We start from the raw sequence: 17,039 nt of genomic DNA, 5'->3' as shown, positions 1-17,039 counted from the left end.
ACAAAGGAATAAACATGCCGACACCTTCTATCACGCCGGAAATCCTCTTTGAGGCACGCCGTCATTTTCTCAAACTCGGAGCGGGCGCACTGGTAAGCTCCACCGCGCTCTCGCAACTTTTAGCTTCTATGCCAGAAGAGATACAACTCTCTTTCACGAAAGACCCCAACCCGTTAAAACTGACACCCAATACGTTCGAGCAAGTCAGCAACTACGTCAATTTCTACGAGTTTTCCACCGATAAAACCGCCCCCGTGAAAATGGCGCAAGTAATAAAACTGAAACCGTGGAGTTTAGGATTTTTCGGCGAAATTGCACGCGAAGAGATGGTCGAAGTAGACGATCTTATCGCGAAATTCGGGCTGGAAGAGCGGATTTACCGTTTTCGTTGCGTCGAAGGTTGGTCGATGGTCGTACCGTGGATCGGATTTCCGCTTTATAAGCTGCTTGATTATTTACAACCAAACTCCAAAGCCAAATACGTCAAATTTACCACGCGTCACGAACCGGACATCTTCCCAGACCAAGCCAAAGGTCTTTTTGCCTCCATCAAACACCCCTACGTGGAAGGACTTCGTATGGACGAAGCAAGGCATCCGCTTACCTTTTTAGCGGTCGGTATGTACGGCAAGCCTTTGCCCAAACAAAACGGCGCGCCCATTCGTCTTGTCGTTCCGTGGAAATACGGCTTTAAATCCATCAAATCGCTTGATCTCATCGAATGCGTGGAAGAACAACCCCTCAACACATGGCAGGCGATGGCACCGGAAGAGTACGGGTTTTACGCCAACGTCAACCCTCACGTCGATCATCCAAGGTGGAGCCAAGCCAAAGAACGCCTACTCGGTAAACTCTCCAAGCAAGAGACGCTGATGTTTAACGGTTACGAAAAAGAGGTTTCGCATTTATATGCCGGTATGGATTTGAGGAAGCAGTATTGAAAACACTCATCGTTGTTTTAGCCCTTTTACCGCTAGGCTATGCGTACTACACGCTTGAAAGTGCCATCGACCCTATCAAGATGCTCTACACTACGACGGGTGTGGGAGCCTTGTTGCTTCTGTTACTTTCCTTAGTGCCTTCTACATGTCAAAGAGTTTGCACCCTCAATCTGCTTCGTTTTCGCAAAACGCTCGGACTTTTTGCGTTTGTCTACGCCTTTTTACATGTAAGCGTTTTTATCGTTTTAGACAGCGAATTGGACTTCGTGACGCTCTTTAAAAAAAGCCTCAAAAAGCCGTTCATCTACGTCGGTGTTATCGCCTTTTTGATTCTTTTGTTGATGGCGTTGACGTCTACCAAAAAACTTTTTGCGCGTTTTTCGCGCTATCATAAAGCCGTTTACGGTGCACTGGTGCTTATTTTGCTTCACGATTTTTGGGCGCAAAAAGTCGCCGGAGCGTTTGAGTACGGCATGATGGCGATCGGCATCGTGTTACTCGGAGAAAGGGTGTGGAAGGAGTGCCGCTTTACCATGTCAAAGCGGCACTAAGATTTAGAACGAATAGTGCAAGTTGATATAACCGTAACGACCCGGCTCGTTAATGAGCATAACGGTATCGTCGCTTCCGGAATAGTTGATAAGCGTTAAATCTTTATACGTATTGGAGACGGCGTACGTTTTGTCGAAGAGATTGTCGATACCGACCGTGACGTCAAAGTTTTTACTGATTTTATAGGTATATTTGACGTTTAAAACGGCGTATCCTCCGAGGATTTGCTCTCCGTTATCGCTATCGACGTTATCCCAACGTTTTGCCGCAACGACTTCCGTTTTCAAGGTATGCGCCGCTTCATGATAGGTCAACGACGTTACGGCGCGAAGCGGTACGATATCGGCTAAATCTTTATCGCTTTGTCCCGCAAGCGGTTTATCTTTTTCGCCTTTAAGATAGCTCATACCGTAATTGATCGTCCATGCTTTGGAAAAATCGTAATACGCATCCAAGGCAGCACCGTAAATCGTTGCATCGACATTGACGTATTTCGTCGCATCGGCGTTATAGTAGATATAATCTTTTAAATCCGAATAGAAAATTTTTCCTTTAACGCCGGCATTGTCGTAGTGAGCTTTAAAACCAAGATCGGTTTCGTAATTGGTCACTTGATCCAAAATACCCGTCGAGCGAGCCGCGTGGTACAACTCTCTTGCATCCGGTACGCGCGATGCTTTTCCGAAACCGATAAAATAGTCCACGTTATCGGTTGCTTTATAGGTGACAATCGCATTCGCCGAAAGTGCTTCGTAATCGTTGTCGTAACGTTGGACGTAGGTTTGTCCTTTGCGATGGGCTTTTATGTCCGTATCATCGTAGCGAGCACCCGCTTGAACGTTCACGCGATCGATCGTTTTCTCGTAATGTGCAAACAGTGCCTTATTGGTCGTATCGACGTCGGGAATCGTCGATAAATCGGTAACGCTTGAGATTACTCCCGTCGCTACGTTCGTTACGTAACTTTTTCCGTCCCAATTACGTTTGCTCGTATCGATACCGTAAACGAGCTCTCCGCCGCCTAAGTCCATACTATTTTTTACCTTAGCGCCCTCAACCGAAGAATCCATATCGGCCGTGTTGTACGTGGCAGAGGAAGGACGTATGCGAAATTTGTTCGACATAGGATGTTCCACTTTGGAATAATACGTTTCCAACGCCAGCTCTTTGGAAAACGTGCCCAAATCGTATAGGCTATAACCGAAGGTGTAAATATCGCTATCGTCGCGATCTGCATCCATCATACGCGAAGGGTAAAGCACGTTATCGCTACGATTGAGCGTATAGCCTAAACGGATTTCTTGATTGTCAGCGGGGTTGATAAAGACTTTGCCCATAAACGTTTTCTTTTCGTAAGAGCGTAAATCGCTCGTACTGTAGCGATTGGCGTTCATACCCATTCCTTGAGCGACGGCATTGTTGAGTTGATCGTAAAACGTATCGCCGTTACCGTCTTTGTACTGATCGCTTCGTTCGGTTGACGCACTGAGCAAAGCTCGAATATACTCGTTTCCGCCGCCCGCACTCGCAGATGCTTTACGATAACCGTAACTACCGATACCCAAATTAACGTCGCCGTTTGGCTCTTTGGTCGGAGTTTTGGTTTCCGCTACGACCAAACCGCTCAGCGTTCCAAAATTTTCGACGTCGTAAGGACCTTCGACGATCTTAACGCTTTCGATATTATCGGCATTGATATGCGTGACGGCGGGGTCCATACGATTGGGGCATCCACCGTAAAGTTTGGCATCGTCGATCAAAACGTTGATGTTATCCCTCTTTTGCCCGCGTAAAATAATGTCGTTGGCAATGCCGCTTCCTCGTAGCATCGTAATGGACGCGCTATTACGAGAGAGTGCATCGGCTAAATCCGCCGATTTGAGCTCTTCGCCGCTAATATTTTTGATTTCCGTCGAAAAACGCTCACCCTCAACGCTAATCGCTCCAAGATCGATTGTCTCCGCAATTAAAAGCGTCGAGACCGCCAAAGACACTCCGATAATTCTTTTCATATATCCTCCCTTAAAATGGTGCATTAATCTTAAAGTCCTAGTGTTAAAAGTGTGTTAAATGAAACCTATTTCAAGAAATATTGACATGTTTTATCGTCAGTTAAAAACCTACATGTCATGCTGACTGAAACCTTAAGTCTTCCCAAGGCATTACATGTCAGGTTTTTCTTCGCTTTTCCTTGACGTAACGCAACGACAAAAAAGCCCTTTTTTGGCTACAATCCGACAAAAAGGAGCAGCGATGCATGTCATTTCTTGGGGATTGATCTCTTTGTTAAGCGTCTCTTTGTATGCCGCCCCTAGCGGTGAGACATTGTTCCAAGGCAACTGCGTGACATGTCACGACTACACAAAAACCCTCTCCGCGCCTGCGATAAAAGAGATACAAGCACGTTACAAAAACGTGTTTCAGACAAAAGAAGCTTTCGTGTCGTTTACGGTACGATGGTTAAACGCACCTGATGCGAAGAGTGCGATTTTACAAGATGCGGTCAAAAAATTTGAGCTTATGCCGACCATAGGCGTCGACCAAGAGAGCCTTAAAGCGATCGCCGAATTTCTTTACGACGGCTCTTTTTAAAGCGTTTCTTAAAGCGCAAACACCATCGTTAACGCCCTCACGGTTGCTTCGGCGTTAACGAGAAGGGATGACGTTTAAGCGGTTTTAAATTGTGCGAGGGTATCGCTGAGGTTGGATGAGAGCTTGGAGAGGTGTTCTGCCGCACCCGCAATCTCTTCGACGCTTCTGGCATTGGAGCTTGAGAGCGTATTGATCTCACCGATTTTTTCGATTACGGCGGATTTAATGAGCGTGACGTTGGCATTGGCATTGCGTACGACCTCTTGCGTTGCTTGCGTACTTTGCTCCAACATTCCCACCGCATCGTTGGTTTGGATCGTGACTTGGTTGGAAAATGTACTGAGTTCATGAATACGTTTAGCGTTTTGGTTCATTTCGCCGCTAATGTCGCCGATAGACTGGACGATAACATTGACCGTGGCGTTGGTCTCCACAAGGCTTTTTTGCGTGCGTTCGGCAAGTTGGCGCACCTCATCGGCGACAACGGCAAATCCGCGCCCGTGATCTCCCGCACGTGCGGCTTCTATGGCGGCGTTCAGGGCTAAAAGATTGGTCTGATCGGCAATATCTCCGATAACGTCTAGAACCGACCTTACTTGTTCGGCTTCGCCGGCAAGATGGTTCAGTCGATCGTTGATCGTCGCTTCCGCTTCCGCCGTTTGACTCAGTTGCGTCAGCGTTTCATCGAGCAACGCTTGCGCGCTCAGCAAGCTTTTGTGTGCCCCAAACGTAATTTCTTGAACGCTATGCGACCGCTCGCTGGCATCACCGATGGCTTTGGCAACTTCTTGGGCGTCGTTGGTGGTTTCAAAAACGACTTTCGCTTCTTCTTCGGCACGCTTACCGATTTGCAGGCTCGTACTTGAGAGTTCTTCGGCAACGGAAGCGTTTTCGAGGGCGTTGCTTTTGGCAAGATTTAGTGCGGTAGCGACGTCGGCGATTAACATGTTAATGGCGTTCATAATATCGTTGATCTCGTCTTTGCTTCCCGTGTTAATCCGTACGCTTAAATCTTTACTCGTTCGCATCTGCTCACAGGCGTTTTTGGCATGAAAAACGGACCGCTTGATGGAGCGGGTGACAAGAAAGAAAATGCCGACCACAAAAAGAGAAATAATCCCCAAAGAGAGTTGCGAGGCAAATTTGTTGGTATCTAAACGCTCAAAGTTGTTGGTTTTAACTGAAGAGGCTAAATCGTCTAGTTTTTCGACCAGTACGCGAAACATTTTGCTGCTTTTTTGGTAGTATTCATCGAGTTTTTTGGCATCTTCGGGAAAATTTTGCGCAAAAGCTTCGTCATAGATTTTCACGCCGTAGGTTCCGAAGAGCTTCATGCGCGGCACGTTGATCTCATGCCACTCGATGAGCAGGCTTTTTAGCGTTTCGATACGTTTATGGTTAGAAGAACTCATCAAAATTGTCTTAAGCTCATCCAAATCAGCCAAGAGCTTTCGGTACGTTTTTTCGTAATTTTCGAGATTGACCGATTTAAAATAGATCTGATAATCGCGTTGTTGAATGCGCAATTCCAATGTTGCATTTTCGATCTCGGCGATAGTCGTCAAGCGAATCGCCGCCATTTTGGCATCGTTCGCCTCCTTAATAATCTCATACCCGATAGCACTAAACCCTAAAAAAATGATCGCCAGTAAAAAGACGAGCTTGTTGTTAATCGTCGCTAAAAACATAATACCCTTTCAATTGTATTCATATTCAAAAGCTAGAATAGCAAAACTGCGTAAATTATACGTAAATATAAAAGGAAAATGAGGAAATATCTTAAACTAAGGAGTCAAAATTTTTAGAGAGGTTTGGTTATAATCCATCAATTTTTTTCCCAAAAGAGCCCTTTATGAACGCATTTATTTCCGGTTTTAGTCTCGGTTTCTCTCTGATCTTGGCCATCGGCGCACAAAATGCTTTTGTGCTCAAACAAGGCATCAAAAAAGAGCATGTGTTCGTCATTTGCTTGATTTGCGCACTTTCCGACGCTGTTTTAATTTTCGCGGGCGTTTTTGGTTTCGGGTATTTGGTAGAGCAGTTTCCCACACTGCAAACGGTCGCGAAGTACGGCGGCTTTGTGTTTTTAGTGACTTACGGATTGAAGAGTTTTTACACCGCATGGAGCATGACGCATGAGCTAAACCCTCTCGACCAACCGATTGCATCGCTTGTGAAAACCGTTTTGATTGTGCTTGCCTTTACGTGGCTCAATCCGCATGTGTATCTCGATACGGTTATTTTACTAGGCTCCGTCTCGACCAAATTCGGCTCACTTGCTCCGATGTTCGGCTTGGGAGCGATGAGTGCATCGTTTGTCTTTTTCTTCTCGTTGGGGTATGGTGCTAGGATTTTAACGCCTGTTTTTCAAAAGCCGCTTTCATGGAAGATTTTAGAAGTGCTCATCGGGATTATCATGCTTTCTTTAGCATGGATGCTTTTTCGATTGTAAACAAAGCGGATATAACGTCTGAAAACGTTATATCCGTGCAAAAGAGATTTAAGATTTAAATTGATTTAACTTCGTGTTGAGGCTTTCCGCCAATTTTGAGAGGTGATCTGCCGCGCTTGCGATCTCTTCGACGCTTCTGGCATTTTCACTCGTTAGGGCGTTAATATTGGTTACCATAGAGACGATTCTATCGGTATCGCTTGCGATACGAACGGCGTTTTGCGAGCTGGTCGTTACGGAAACGACGCCCTCTTGCATCACGTGCGTCGTGCCGAGAATGGTCTGTTCGACACCGGAAGAGACATCGGAAAGACGTTGAATATTCTTAGCATTGCGCCCCATTTGTTCAGAAGAATCGACGATGGATTGAACAATGACGTTGATTGTCGCATTGATTTCGGTGAGCGAATTTTGCGTACGTTCGGCCAGTTTTCGCACTTCATCGGCGACAACGGCAAAACCTCGTCCGTGCTCTCCCGCACGTGCGGCTTCAATGGCGGCATTAAGGGCTAAAAGATTGGTTTGATCGGCAATATCCGAAATAACGGTTAGGATTTGCTTGACCTGTTCGGCATCGCTGCTCATCTGCTCCAATTTCGAAGCAAGCGCCGTTTCCGCTTCACTGGCAAGACCTACTTCATTGCGTAAGGTAACGACTTCATTTTTAGCGTTATCAAGTTTTTGCCCTGCGTCGATGATGCTTTTTCGCGTCTCTTCCGAAAGCGCGGCGGTTTCTTGCACAAAGGTCTTAATGGTCGCTATTTCCTGAATGGTGTTTTCGACGATTAACGTACTTTTCTCCGCATTACGCCCTATTTGCATACTGGTTGCGCTAAGCTCGTGCGAAACGGAGGCATTTTCGTTGGAAGAGTTTTTGGCATCCACGATCGTCTGTTCAAGCGTCGATACTAAGTCGTTGAAACCGTCAGATATATCTTTAAGCTCATTTTGCTTATCGTATTGCATTCTAAAATTGAGCTCTTTTTTCTCGACAAAACCCAACATACCGTCTCGAATAATATGCACGCCTTGAAGGATATTGCGACGAATCATGACGCTCGTCAAAACAACTAGAACAATGACGACGATCGAAAGTCCTATCATCAAAGCACTGGCGCTATCTTTGGTATTGGATGCTACTCCTGCCATTTTTTCTGCCAACTCTTTATTGTAATTCATATGAGCGCGAAGCGTATCGCTGATGGTCGCTAAAAAAGGTCGTTTGGCAAAGGCAAGGGTTCGCGCTTCTTCTTTTTGATTGGCTTTAGAGAGCGCTAAAAACTGATCGAGCAAGTCGTTGTATTGTTTTAAGATGGCTATGTCTTTATCGTAAAGCTCTTGATCTTTAGCGTCGGAAAGAAGTTCTTTATAAGATTTTACTTTTTTATCCAACGAAGCCCTCACCTCTTTAATCATTGCGGCGGACTCGTCCATCGACTTTTGATCCGTAGCCGATAAAAACTCGAAAGCATAAACCCTCAAATAATAATAATCTTCCATAATGCCGTTCATTACCAAAATACTCGGTACGGTATTGACATTGCCGTAATTGGTCTCGGTATATACCTCATCCATTTTGTAAAAGCTAATACTAAAAACCGAAGCGATGCCGATGATCGCAAGCGTTAGCATCGTAATCAGCTGCTTTGAAATATTCATAAGAACTCCTTTTGTGTTTGTCCTTATCATCATAACAAAGAAGCGTTGCAAACGCGTTATATTTAAAATATTTTTAATTATTTATGTTACTTTTACACATAAAGAATAAAACTTTCAACCTTTTTGCCTAATATATTTACATGTCGTTCATTTTAGATGAAAAAGTGCGCTAATACCCCTACCTTCCCTCTTTTAATTTTCTCTATACGACAATATAAAAAAGTTTTGCTTTGACCCATAAGCTTAATAAAATTGCTTAATGAAAGAAATTTTATTTTTTTGATACAATCCAAAATGCCTGCTAATTTTTAAAAAGGAAATGAAGATGCAACTTCAAACAGTTGGCGAGCCATGGATGCTCGGAGTTTTTTTTGTAATCGTAATCGTAATGATATTTATAGATATGTTTATGTTAGGTCGCAAAGGAGATACTAAAGTATCTACAAAAGAGGCACTTATATGGTCTGTTGTTTGGATCACTATCGCTATGTTATTTAATTTGTGGCTCTATTTTTATTTAAGCGATAAATACGATGCAGATATAGCAACTCAAAAAAGTCTTGAATTTTTGACAGGTTATATTTTGGAAAAGTCATTGGCGGTAGATAATCTTTTTGTATTTGTGATGTTATTTGCATACTTTAAGGTGCCAACTATTTATCAAAAAAGAGTGCTAATATATGGTATTTTTGGTGCTTTAATTTTGAGATCTATTATGATTGTTATCGGTGCAACTTTAGTGAGTGAATTTCAATGGATTTTGTATCTATTTGGTGCGTTCTTACTATTTTCTGGGATTAAGATGTTCAAAACTAGCGAGCATAGTGGTGATATAGAAAATAATTTTAGTATCAAGTTTTTGAGAAAAAATTTTAAAATAACAGATAATTACCATGGTGAGAAATTCTTTGTAAAAATAGATGGCAAAACATGGATTACACCTCTTTTTGTTGTTTTAATCTTTATAGAGGTTACAGATCTTATTTTTGCAGTAGATAGTATTCCAGCTATTTTTGCAGTCACTACAGATCCTTTTATCGTTTATACATCAAATATTTTTGCTATTTTAGGTCTTAGAGCATTATATTTTATTTTAGCGGATATGGCTAATAGGTTTGAACTACTGAAATATGGCTTGGCTGTTATACTGATGTTTATAGGGGTAAAACTTCTTATTATGGAGTTTTACAAGATGCCAATACTATTGTCTCTTGGATTTGTCATAGGTGTTCTAGCAATATCTATCATAGCTAGTATCAAAAAAACAAGTAAAAAAATATAAATTTTATTTATCATAGAATGCAAAATTTTTATTCTGCATTCTATATCATTAAAATATTTTTCCTACTTCTATTGCCTCTATACAAATAACAACTATCCATACAAAAATAGTAACCCCCGTAGCAGATGCTGCTATATCTTTGATAATTTTGATCTTTTCGTTATGACGAGTTTCCATAAAATCACAAATTGCTTCTATAGCACTATTAAACATCTCAGCTGCTAGCATTACACCCGTAGCTAAAATAATCAATGATGCATCAAGCCATTCTTTAAATATAACGACTGGTATAAATATCAAAATTGAGATGATAATTTTATACATAACACTAAAATCATATATAACGGCATATCTTAAGCCTGAAAGTATAATTTTAAATTTTCGTAAAGGGTGGTATCCATACTCACCTGTATTTAGAAATTTATTTTTCATAGAATTCCTCCTAATTTGATTTTATCGTTAATAAAGCAGTAAAACAGCATAGAATTGCAACAAGAAATCCCGCTAATACATCTGTAAGAAAATGAACTTGTAAATAAATACGAGAAGAAGCTACTGTCATAGCAATAAGTAATAATATGCTGCTGAATAAAATACTCTTTAATGAACTTTCCCTAAAAAAAAGCACCCATACTAAAAATGTAAATGCAGTTATTTGTGCTGTATGAGCACTTGGAAACGAAAAATCTAACGGCATATCGATTAATGTATCAAAAAAACTTGGTCTTGGTCGTTCAACACTATTTTTTAGAGTATGAGTTACCACGATCGTACTCAAAAATCCAACGGCAAAAACTATTTTAAAGTTTTTAAATCGGTATGGAAGAAAAATAAGCATAGCAATGCTTAATGGTAATAATATCCAAAGAGAGCCAAGCCACGTAATCGTTAAGAAAAAATGGTTTAGTATCACACTTTTTAATTGATAAAATGCTCTGAGTGCTGTATAATCAAAATGTGTCAGATAACCATTATATGTACAATACATTAAAGAGATAAGAGAAGCGCTCGACACCATAATAAACACAATAATACATGACCTACTCAGTTGTATCATTTTGTCACCTAAAAAATTTAGTTTATTGCGAAATTGTACCATGCAATAGTGTAAAAATTACGATATTACATCATAATCAGGCAATTAAAAAAGAGGTCAGTAAAAAGGGGTCAGGTCTAAACTTTTAACTTTCTACCGCTTTTCTTTGCTCATTTTAGTGCGGTAGTGCTGACCAAAACCTTACATGTAAGGTTTTTGCTTTGTATTCAACTTCTTAAAAAGTTAAAAGTTTAGACCTGACCCCTTTTGACTGGTACTTTCCTTTAAAAACAATTTCATAAAAATAAAAAGGGACAGGCTACTTTTTCTTTACATGTAAAAGATTTATTGACTAACTCCATTAAAGTAGCCTGTCCCCTTTATTTTTCTTTGTAAATAAAGTTATATAAAAATTTAACTTTTTTTAAATCAGTATTTGGAGAAATCCACTTATTGAAATTTGTTAAAATCCATTTGGTAGAAAGGACTCTTGTCCCATCATAATATGCCTCTATAGGCAGATGAACCCATATTATTCCTGCTTTTTTACCTGTTAAAATAACTAAACTTAGACTACAGTCTTCTTGTGATGATTCAATAAACATTAGCTTAGTACATTTTTCATCAGCAAAAAAATTTGGTATATCTAAAACAGCCCCTCTACAAATATATTCTTCGCCATACATATATAAATCAACCCATCTTATTATTTGAGGATCTTTAAAAACTTTTGTTAGTTTCATATTTAAATCGTATTCTTTCTCATTTAACATTTAAATTATGCCCTCCTGTTTTATCTGTTTTCCCTTCTGGCTTTAAATTAAAATCTACTTCATCAATATGCTTACCGTCTTTATCTCGAGATTTATCATTTTCTAGCTTTTGTTTAGCCTTTTTTAAAACCATTTCAAAAACTTTCATACTAATCTTTTGTTCTGCCAACTCTAACTTTAAATCTTCAAGTCCATTATCTTGATTTAGTAAACCTATATAGCTATTTTTGTAGTACATTTCTAAAACAAGCTTTTCATATTCACAATCACTTACATATAAAAATTTAAAATCATCTTCATTTATCATGGTTCTAAAAAGCCTTTCATTTTATTATCAGAGTAAATGGGGACAGGCTACTTTTTCTTTACATGTAAAAGATTGATTGTCTAGTTTCATTAAAGTAGCCTGTCCCCTTTATCTCTCCACTGCTCATTTTGGCTAAACTCCTGTGCGGCGGCGATGAGCACTTCATTGGCAGCTAGGAGTTGAAGGTCTGAAGCTGCATCGATGTTGGAGCCGATGACTTTGATGTCGTTACCTGATTTCATGATGATGTTCAACGCTTCAGTTCTAAGCTCTGCTTCTTTAGCATTTAGGGCATCGACTCGGTTCATCGAAGCACTTTGTTTGAGCCCACCAAACGATGACTTCGTGACAGAGTGCATCTCTCCTTCTCGGTACTGTTTGGCAAGGACATTGATGTCAGCTTTCGCATCAACGACGATGTTCTCTTTAGCGATAAGGTTGGCTGCTTCTAAAGTGACACTTGCGTCACTGGATTGGATGAGAATGTTGTTGGCATTTAGGTTACTTTGGACAACACTCTCTTTATGGCTCATATCAAGAGTTGTTTTTTTACTTCCAAAGCTTCCTTTCGTTTTAAGTTTTGACTCGGTGTAGGCAAGATCATTTTCTGCTAAAATGCTTACACCTTCTTTTCCCTGTAGCACAATGTCCTTTTTAGCCGCAAGATCAGAGGCAATGACATTTACTTGATTAGCATTGATAGATATATTTTCTGCATTGAGGGATGAAGCAAGATGTTCAACACTTTTTCCCTTATTATAACCGCCCTTAATGTTAAAGTCGAAGCTATCTTCATGCGTTTTAGAGGCTATGGCGATATCTCCTTCGGTGGAAACAAGGCTTAATGCTCCGCCTGCGTTAAGGGTCGTTCCGATCAGAGAGAGGGTGTTTTTCGTTTGGATCGAAATGCCGTTTAAGGCGTTAAGGGTTGACATGTCAGAGAGCAATTGGGAGTTTTGCGATCCTATGCCTGCGTAGGTTTGACTGATGTTTTTAACATCCATATCACTTTGAAAGGTATTGGCGTTAATCGCTATAACCTGCGCCGATAGATTGGAGCTGATATTGTAGATACCGCCGTTTGCTTGAAGCATAAGAGCGTTGTCCGCATGAATGTTTCCGCCTTCGTTGTAGATATTGCCGGAGGCGTTAAGCGTTGTAGTACCGCCTGAGCTCATATCTCCTTGGTTGGTGATCGTCGTGCTATTGAGGTTAATATCGCCACTAGCGATAATCTTCGCTCCGTTGTCGGTGGCTTTTAACGTAGCATTGGCATAAAGGCTTTGATTGAGAAGTAAAAGAAGGCTAACGATAAGCGATACAATGCGTTTACTTCTCATTATTTTCCATTTCATTATTTTTACATGTAAAAATATTTATCTGCAAGATTGTATTTATTTGGTAAATTAGCAACTCAAAAGTTAAAAGTTTAGCCCTGACCCCTATAACTTTTAGACTTACCATAGTTTTACATGTAAAGATATTTGGAATAAAACTATGGCAGTAACTCATCATTTTCCTTGATTTAGTTTTTTACATGTAAACATAAATGACTCAAAAGTTAAAAGTTTAGCTCGGACCCCTAGACCTTTAATTCTTCGGTTATCATTAAAATATTCCATTTTGTTTATTTCTTTCAATGATAGTTTTAATCGTATCATCTATCAATTTACTATCATGGAGTAAATGGGGACAGGTAAATGGGGACAGGCTACTTTTTCTTTACATGTAAAAGATTGATTGTCTAGTTTCATTAAAGTAATTAAAGTAGCCTGTCCCCTTTATCTTCTTTAAAGTAATTAAAGTAGCCTGTCCCCTTTATCTTCTTTATCTCTCTTGACGTAAAATATTTTCAAAGTTCCCAAATACGGGGAACGGTTCATAATTATCTGAAACATCTATGGTATTGGTCGCTTTTTCTAACAAGTGCTCAGGCAAAAAAGTTTCTCTGTCTATAATAAGTCTTCCATCTTCTTCAAAAAGATACAGTGTCCCCTTAGAAACTTTATCGCTGTCGCCATCAAATTCACGATAGACTGCTTTATCTAAAAAAAGCTTGTTATTCCCGATAATATTAAAACTATACTCGAGATAAGCACGTAGTTTATCATCTAAGAAATTCACCCAAATTCCGTTACTCACAAATTGAGCAAACGCCGTCGGCTTTTCTAAAGAGCCTAAGAGAACCGTGTATTGTAAAATCCCTCCTCGGTGCCTTTTTGTGTACTCTTTAAACCCTCCTTGAACGTTTTGATTAGAAATGCCATAGAGTGTTTCATGAATTTTTTTAGCTTCTTCTTCGTTCATTGGGTTGCGAGCCTCTTTAAAAGCTCCTGCCCAGCTTCTACAATAAATATATTCTTGCATTAGTTATACACCTTTCCGTTTGTATCACGAATTTTTATATTTTTTGAACTTGCCGCGTCCAGTATTGATTGCGATATCGGATTGTTTTGTGGTGGTACTTCTAAGAAGTAAATGGGGATAGGCTACTTTTTATCATACTTCTTTCCTTTTTGGTCTTCCTCGTGAATTGAGTGTTGAAGCAAGTCCAAATATTTCTGCCGTTTTTTCCATCCACTCTAATTCACCCAATGGACTCTGACGATTGACGCTATTGCGCACAATGGTTAGCTCTTTTTCGTGCAAAGGAGTGTTTACATGTAAAGCCCAATCCTTTGGTAATGCTATCAAAGATTCATCAAGTAATTGCCTCTCTTGACTCATTCGCTCCCACAAGGAACCATAAACCCACGCCTCAGCTTCATTCACCAGGTTGGCACGCAGAGCATTGGCTTCGATGTAACGCAAGAGTGAAAGATAATAACTATCTTTTTGAACGATAAAGCTCTTATATCTCCCTTGCCAAATATGCCCTGAAGTTTTGTTTTTTCGATGATAATAACGCACATGCGACGTCATCACCCATTGCATCAAGCGACTCAGACTTCCTTCAACAAGAGGTACAAGCAAAAGGTGAAAATGGTTTGGCATAAGGCAATACGCATGAAGTTCAACAGCTTCTCTTTTTAGTCCATCCTGAAGCAACTTTAAAAAGTAAGCATAATCTTCAGCATCATCAAACACTTGCATTCGCATATTTCCACGGTTAATCACATGATAAATACCTCCAACACTCTCACCTCTAGTAATTCGTGGCATGGATTTATCCTTTTACATGTAAAGATTTTTGGAGAAAGTTTAGCACAATAGTTATTTAAAGTAGCCTGTCCCCTTTATTCCTCTAAAATATAATCATTCACTTTGTCATATTTGATACTATAAACTGGGTACAAGGCTACTTCTTTAGCATTTATAATACATAGCATCATGATAATTGTTATGATAAATCTCATTGTTTTTCCTTTAGTGTTTCTTTTGGTTTGTTATCTTGAATTATATCCGATGTTGTATTGCCTACTTTCCATGCATCAACTTCTGATGGATCACTTCGATAAAGTTTATAAGTCAAATCATCACTGTATTTTATCTCTTTCCCTGGCCACATTTTAGTTATATAAGCTAACGTTAAAAGACGAATATCATCGGCTTGAAAGTAAATGGGGACAGGCTACTTTTTCTTTACATGTAAAAGATTTATTTTTCAATTTCATTAAAGTAGCCTGTCCCCTGTCCCCTGATTAATTTCAAAAAAAGTATGAGTTTGTTTTTCATTTGACACTTCCTCTAAATTTTGTCGGCTTAGTTTCTGTATTATCCATAAAAATTTGACGATATTTTATAAAATCTTCATTTCCTTGTTCCCAGCCTAAAGTTTCTCCTGAAACAGACTGATCAACTTCTGTTCCATCACCAAAGATAAATGGGAAGATAAATGGGGACAGGCTACTTTTTCTTTACATGTAAAAGATTTATCTCTTAATTTCATTAAAGTAGCCTGTCCCCTTTATCCTAAAGAATAGTTGTCTAGTTCCATCCCCTTTATTGTGCTGTTTTCATTGTAAATCAGCTCTTAGCCATACTTTTAAATCTTCGTCTGTAAGGGTTGAAAGGTGTTTGATATATTCTTCGACCATATATAAATTGTCTTTTTTTTGGGAATTACCATATACTGTATCGAAACCATATAACAAAATATTACCTTGCTTGTATTCACCACTTAGTAAAGTTGCCACATAAAGTTTGTAATAGAAGTAGTATCTGACTTCTTCCAGTGTTCGAAAGCCCACCAAATTTTGAGGATCATCTTGCTCTAAATTAAGAATTTCACCATATAAGTTACCTAGTTTATACAGCTCTTGCTCAATTTTTTTTGACAAGCCTAAGCTTTCAATTGGAGCAAGATACTCAAATTCATCTGTAACCAAATATTGATTATCTTCACTATTTAAACACTTGAGATATATTAATCCATAGTCATATTCAAACATAACAATATCTATTTTTTTTTGATTATTTATTTCCATATGACACCACCTAGATTTTTAATACCTAATGGATAAGAATTTACAATGTATCCATTAGAGCCTATCACAACATTGAGATATTTTGTTTCTCCATTTACTAAGACTTTATAAACGCTACCATCTGCACCATATGTGCCGATAGATTTACCTGTTTTGATTGTATTTGGGTAAATGGGGACAGGCTACTTTTTCTTTACATGTAAAAGATTGATTGTCTAGTTTCATTAAAGTAATTAAAGTAGCCTGTCCCCTTTACCCTTCTAACGATAAGCGATACAATGCGTTTACTTCTCATTATTTTCCATTTCATTATTTTTACATGTAAAAATATTTATCTGCAAGATTGTATTTATTTGGTAAATTAGCAACTCAAAAGTTAAAAGTTTAGCCCTGCCCCTAGACTCCAAAAGTTAAAAGTTTAACCCTGACCCCTATAACTTCAGCTTAAATGGGGACAGCTTAAACTTAAATGGGGACAGGCTATTTTTTCTTTACATGTAAAAGATTTATTGCCTAATTTCATTAAAGTAGCCTGTCCCCTTTATTTACTTGGATTTGTCCTTTTACATGTAAAGATTTTGGAAAAAGTTTAGCACAATAGTTATTTAAAGTAGCCTGTCCCCTTTATTTGTCCCCTTTATTTTCGTGTCCCATGGTATTCGCGGTATCAAGGGCTCCTTGATTTGATTGGTTATCTACATAGATGTTAGAACTTGTATTTGTGCTATTGGTATAGGTTGAACCAAACTTAGCCAATGTAGCAGATTTTGCAGATTCGATGCTGACTCCGTATTGGTAAGCATAGATTTGAGCGTAAGCGTTCAGTGCTTCATCTCTTTGTTCTTGGGTATAGGTACTTCTTGTTTTATCATCAAGGATAGCAATGTATTTTCCACCATCTTTAAGAGCAAACTCTTTTTGCACATCAAGGTCAGTGTTTACATCTCCAATATGATTAAAGGTGTCTTTGATTTCAATGTAAAAAGGGGTCAGGTCTAAACTTTTAACTTTCTACCGC

At 39.4% G+C, this 17,039-nt stretch carries 17 protein-coding genes; 5 read left to right on the top strand and 12 right to left on the bottom strand.

Features of this window, described 5'->3' with window-relative positions; translation table 11 throughout:
• Positions 1-14 precede the first annotated feature (14 nt).
• Both msrP and NL930_RS04600 read left to right on the top strand, forming a co-directional pair.
• On the top strand, positions 15-941 hold the full coding sequence (gene msrP, locus NL930_RS04605; protein WP_254375832.1) for a protein-methionine-sulfoxide reductase catalytic subunit MsrP: 927 nt from the start codon (positions 15-17) through the stop codon (positions 939-941).
• Complete coding sequence (locus tag NL930_RS04600) at positions 938-1,492, top strand: ferric reductase-like transmembrane domain-containing protein (RefSeq protein WP_254375831.1); 555 nt, start codon at positions 938-940, stop codon at positions 1,490-1,492. The genes msrP and NL930_RS04600 overlap by 4 nt, the downstream gene beginning before the upstream one ends.
• Before the next feature lie 3 nt (positions 1,493-1,495).
• Here the strand turns inward: NL930_RS04600 and NL930_RS04595 are convergent, their stop codons facing one another.
• Positions 1,496-3,505: a TonB-dependent receptor gene (locus tag NL930_RS04595; RefSeq protein WP_254375830.1), complete on the bottom strand. Its 2,010-nt coding sequence runs from the start codon at positions 3,503-3,505 to the stop codon at positions 1,496-1,498.
• Between the two features lie 241 nt (positions 3,506-3,746).
• On the opposite strand from NL930_RS04595, the gene NL930_RS04590 reads away from it, so the two are divergent.
• Positions 3,747-4,085, top strand: coding sequence for a cytochrome c (locus NL930_RS04590; RefSeq protein WP_254375829.1), 339 nt, complete (start codon positions 3,747-3,749; stop codon positions 4,083-4,085).
• Positions 4,086-4,159: 74 nt separating this feature from the next.
• Here NL930_RS04590 and NL930_RS04585 read toward each other — a convergent pair whose 3' ends face one another.
• Positions 4,160-5,773, bottom strand: a complete 1,614-nt coding sequence (locus tag NL930_RS04585) for a methyl-accepting chemotaxis protein (RefSeq protein ID WP_305880134.1) — start codon at positions 5,771-5,773, stop codon at positions 4,160-4,162.
• Positions 5,774-5,937: 164 nt separating this feature from the next.
• Here NL930_RS04585 and NL930_RS04580 point away from each other — a divergent pair, with 164 nt between their 5' ends.
• A complete protein-coding gene (locus NL930_RS04580) occupies positions 5,938-6,537 on the top strand; it encodes a LysE/ArgO family amino acid transporter (RefSeq protein WP_254375828.1) in 600 nt (199 codons plus the stop codon).
• Between the two features lie 48 nt (positions 6,538-6,585).
• Here NL930_RS04580 and NL930_RS04575 read toward each other — a convergent pair whose 3' ends face one another.
• Positions 6,586-8,196 carry a methyl-accepting chemotaxis protein gene (locus NL930_RS04575; protein WP_254375827.1) on the bottom strand — a complete coding sequence of 537 codons (1,611 nt, stop codon included), beginning with the start codon at positions 8,194-8,196 and terminating at the stop codon, positions 6,586-6,588.
• Positions 8,197-8,521: 325 nt separating this feature from the next.
• On the opposite strand from NL930_RS04575, the gene NL930_RS04570 reads away from it, so the two are divergent.
• Positions 8,522-9,478, top strand: a complete 957-nt coding sequence (locus NL930_RS04570) for a TerC family protein (protein ID WP_254375826.1) — start codon at positions 8,522-8,524, stop codon at positions 9,476-9,478.
• 48 nt (positions 9,479-9,526) lie between these two features.
• Here NL930_RS04570 and NL930_RS04565 read toward each other — a convergent pair whose 3' ends face one another.
• The 9 genes from NL930_RS04565 to NL930_RS04525 form a co-directional block, all read right to left on the bottom strand.
• Positions 9,527-9,910, bottom strand: a complete 384-nt coding sequence (locus NL930_RS04565; RefSeq protein WP_254375825.1) for a diacylglycerol kinase — start codon at positions 9,908-9,910, stop codon at positions 9,527-9,529.
• 10 nt (positions 9,911-9,920) lie between these two features.
• Positions 9,921-10,535, bottom strand: a complete 615-nt coding sequence (locus tag NL930_RS04560; protein WP_254375824.1) for a phosphatase PAP2 family protein — start codon at positions 10,533-10,535, stop codon at positions 9,921-9,923.
• A gap of 359 nt (positions 10,536-10,894) precedes the next feature.
• Positions 10,895-11,287, bottom strand: coding sequence for an Imm45 family immunity protein (gene imm45, locus NL930_RS04555; protein ID WP_254375823.1), 393 nt, complete (start codon positions 11,285-11,287; stop codon positions 10,895-10,897).
• Positions 11,277-11,594: a hypothetical protein gene (locus tag NL930_RS04550; RefSeq protein WP_254375822.1), complete on the bottom strand. Its 318-nt coding sequence runs from the start codon at positions 11,592-11,594 to the stop codon at positions 11,277-11,279. Before NL930_RS04550 ends, imm45 begins: the two co-directional genes overlap by 11 nt.
• A gap of 89 nt (positions 11,595-11,683) precedes the next feature.
• The gene (locus tag NL930_RS04545) at positions 11,684-12,934 is read right to left on the bottom strand and encodes a hemagglutinin repeat-containing protein (protein WP_254375821.1); all 1,251 of its coding nucleotides are present in this window, start codon (positions 12,932-12,934) and stop codon (positions 11,684-11,686) included.
• Positions 12,935-13,421: 487 nt separating this feature from the next.
• The gene (locus NL930_RS04540) at positions 13,422-13,961 is read right to left on the bottom strand and encodes a hypothetical protein (protein ID WP_254375820.1); all 540 of its coding nucleotides are present in this window, start codon (positions 13,959-13,961) and stop codon (positions 13,422-13,424) included.
• A 132-nt stretch (positions 13,962-14,093) separates the two neighbouring features.
• Positions 14,094-14,756 (bottom strand): transposase, encoded by a 663-nt coding sequence (locus NL930_RS04535; RefSeq protein WP_254375819.1) that lies wholly within the window; start codon positions 14,754-14,756, stop codon positions 14,094-14,096.
• Between the two features lie 794 nt (positions 14,757-15,550).
• Entirely contained in the window at positions 15,551-16,021 is a 471-nt protein-coding gene (locus NL930_RS04530; protein ID WP_254375818.1) for a hypothetical protein, read from the bottom strand.
• Positions 16,022-16,645: 624 nt separating this feature from the next.
• Positions 16,646-16,945, bottom strand: a complete 300-nt coding sequence (locus tag NL930_RS04525) for a hypothetical protein (protein WP_254375817.1) — start codon at positions 16,943-16,945, stop codon at positions 16,646-16,648.
• Positions 16,946-17,039 lie beyond the last annotated feature (94 nt).

The sequence above is a fragment of the Sulfurospirillum sp. hDNRA2 genome, from assembly GCF_024206095.2.
Lineage (GTDB): Bacteria > Campylobacterota > Campylobacteria > Campylobacterales > Sulfurospirillaceae > Sulfurospirillum.
This window is presented reverse-complemented; position numbering and strand designations above follow the sequence as displayed.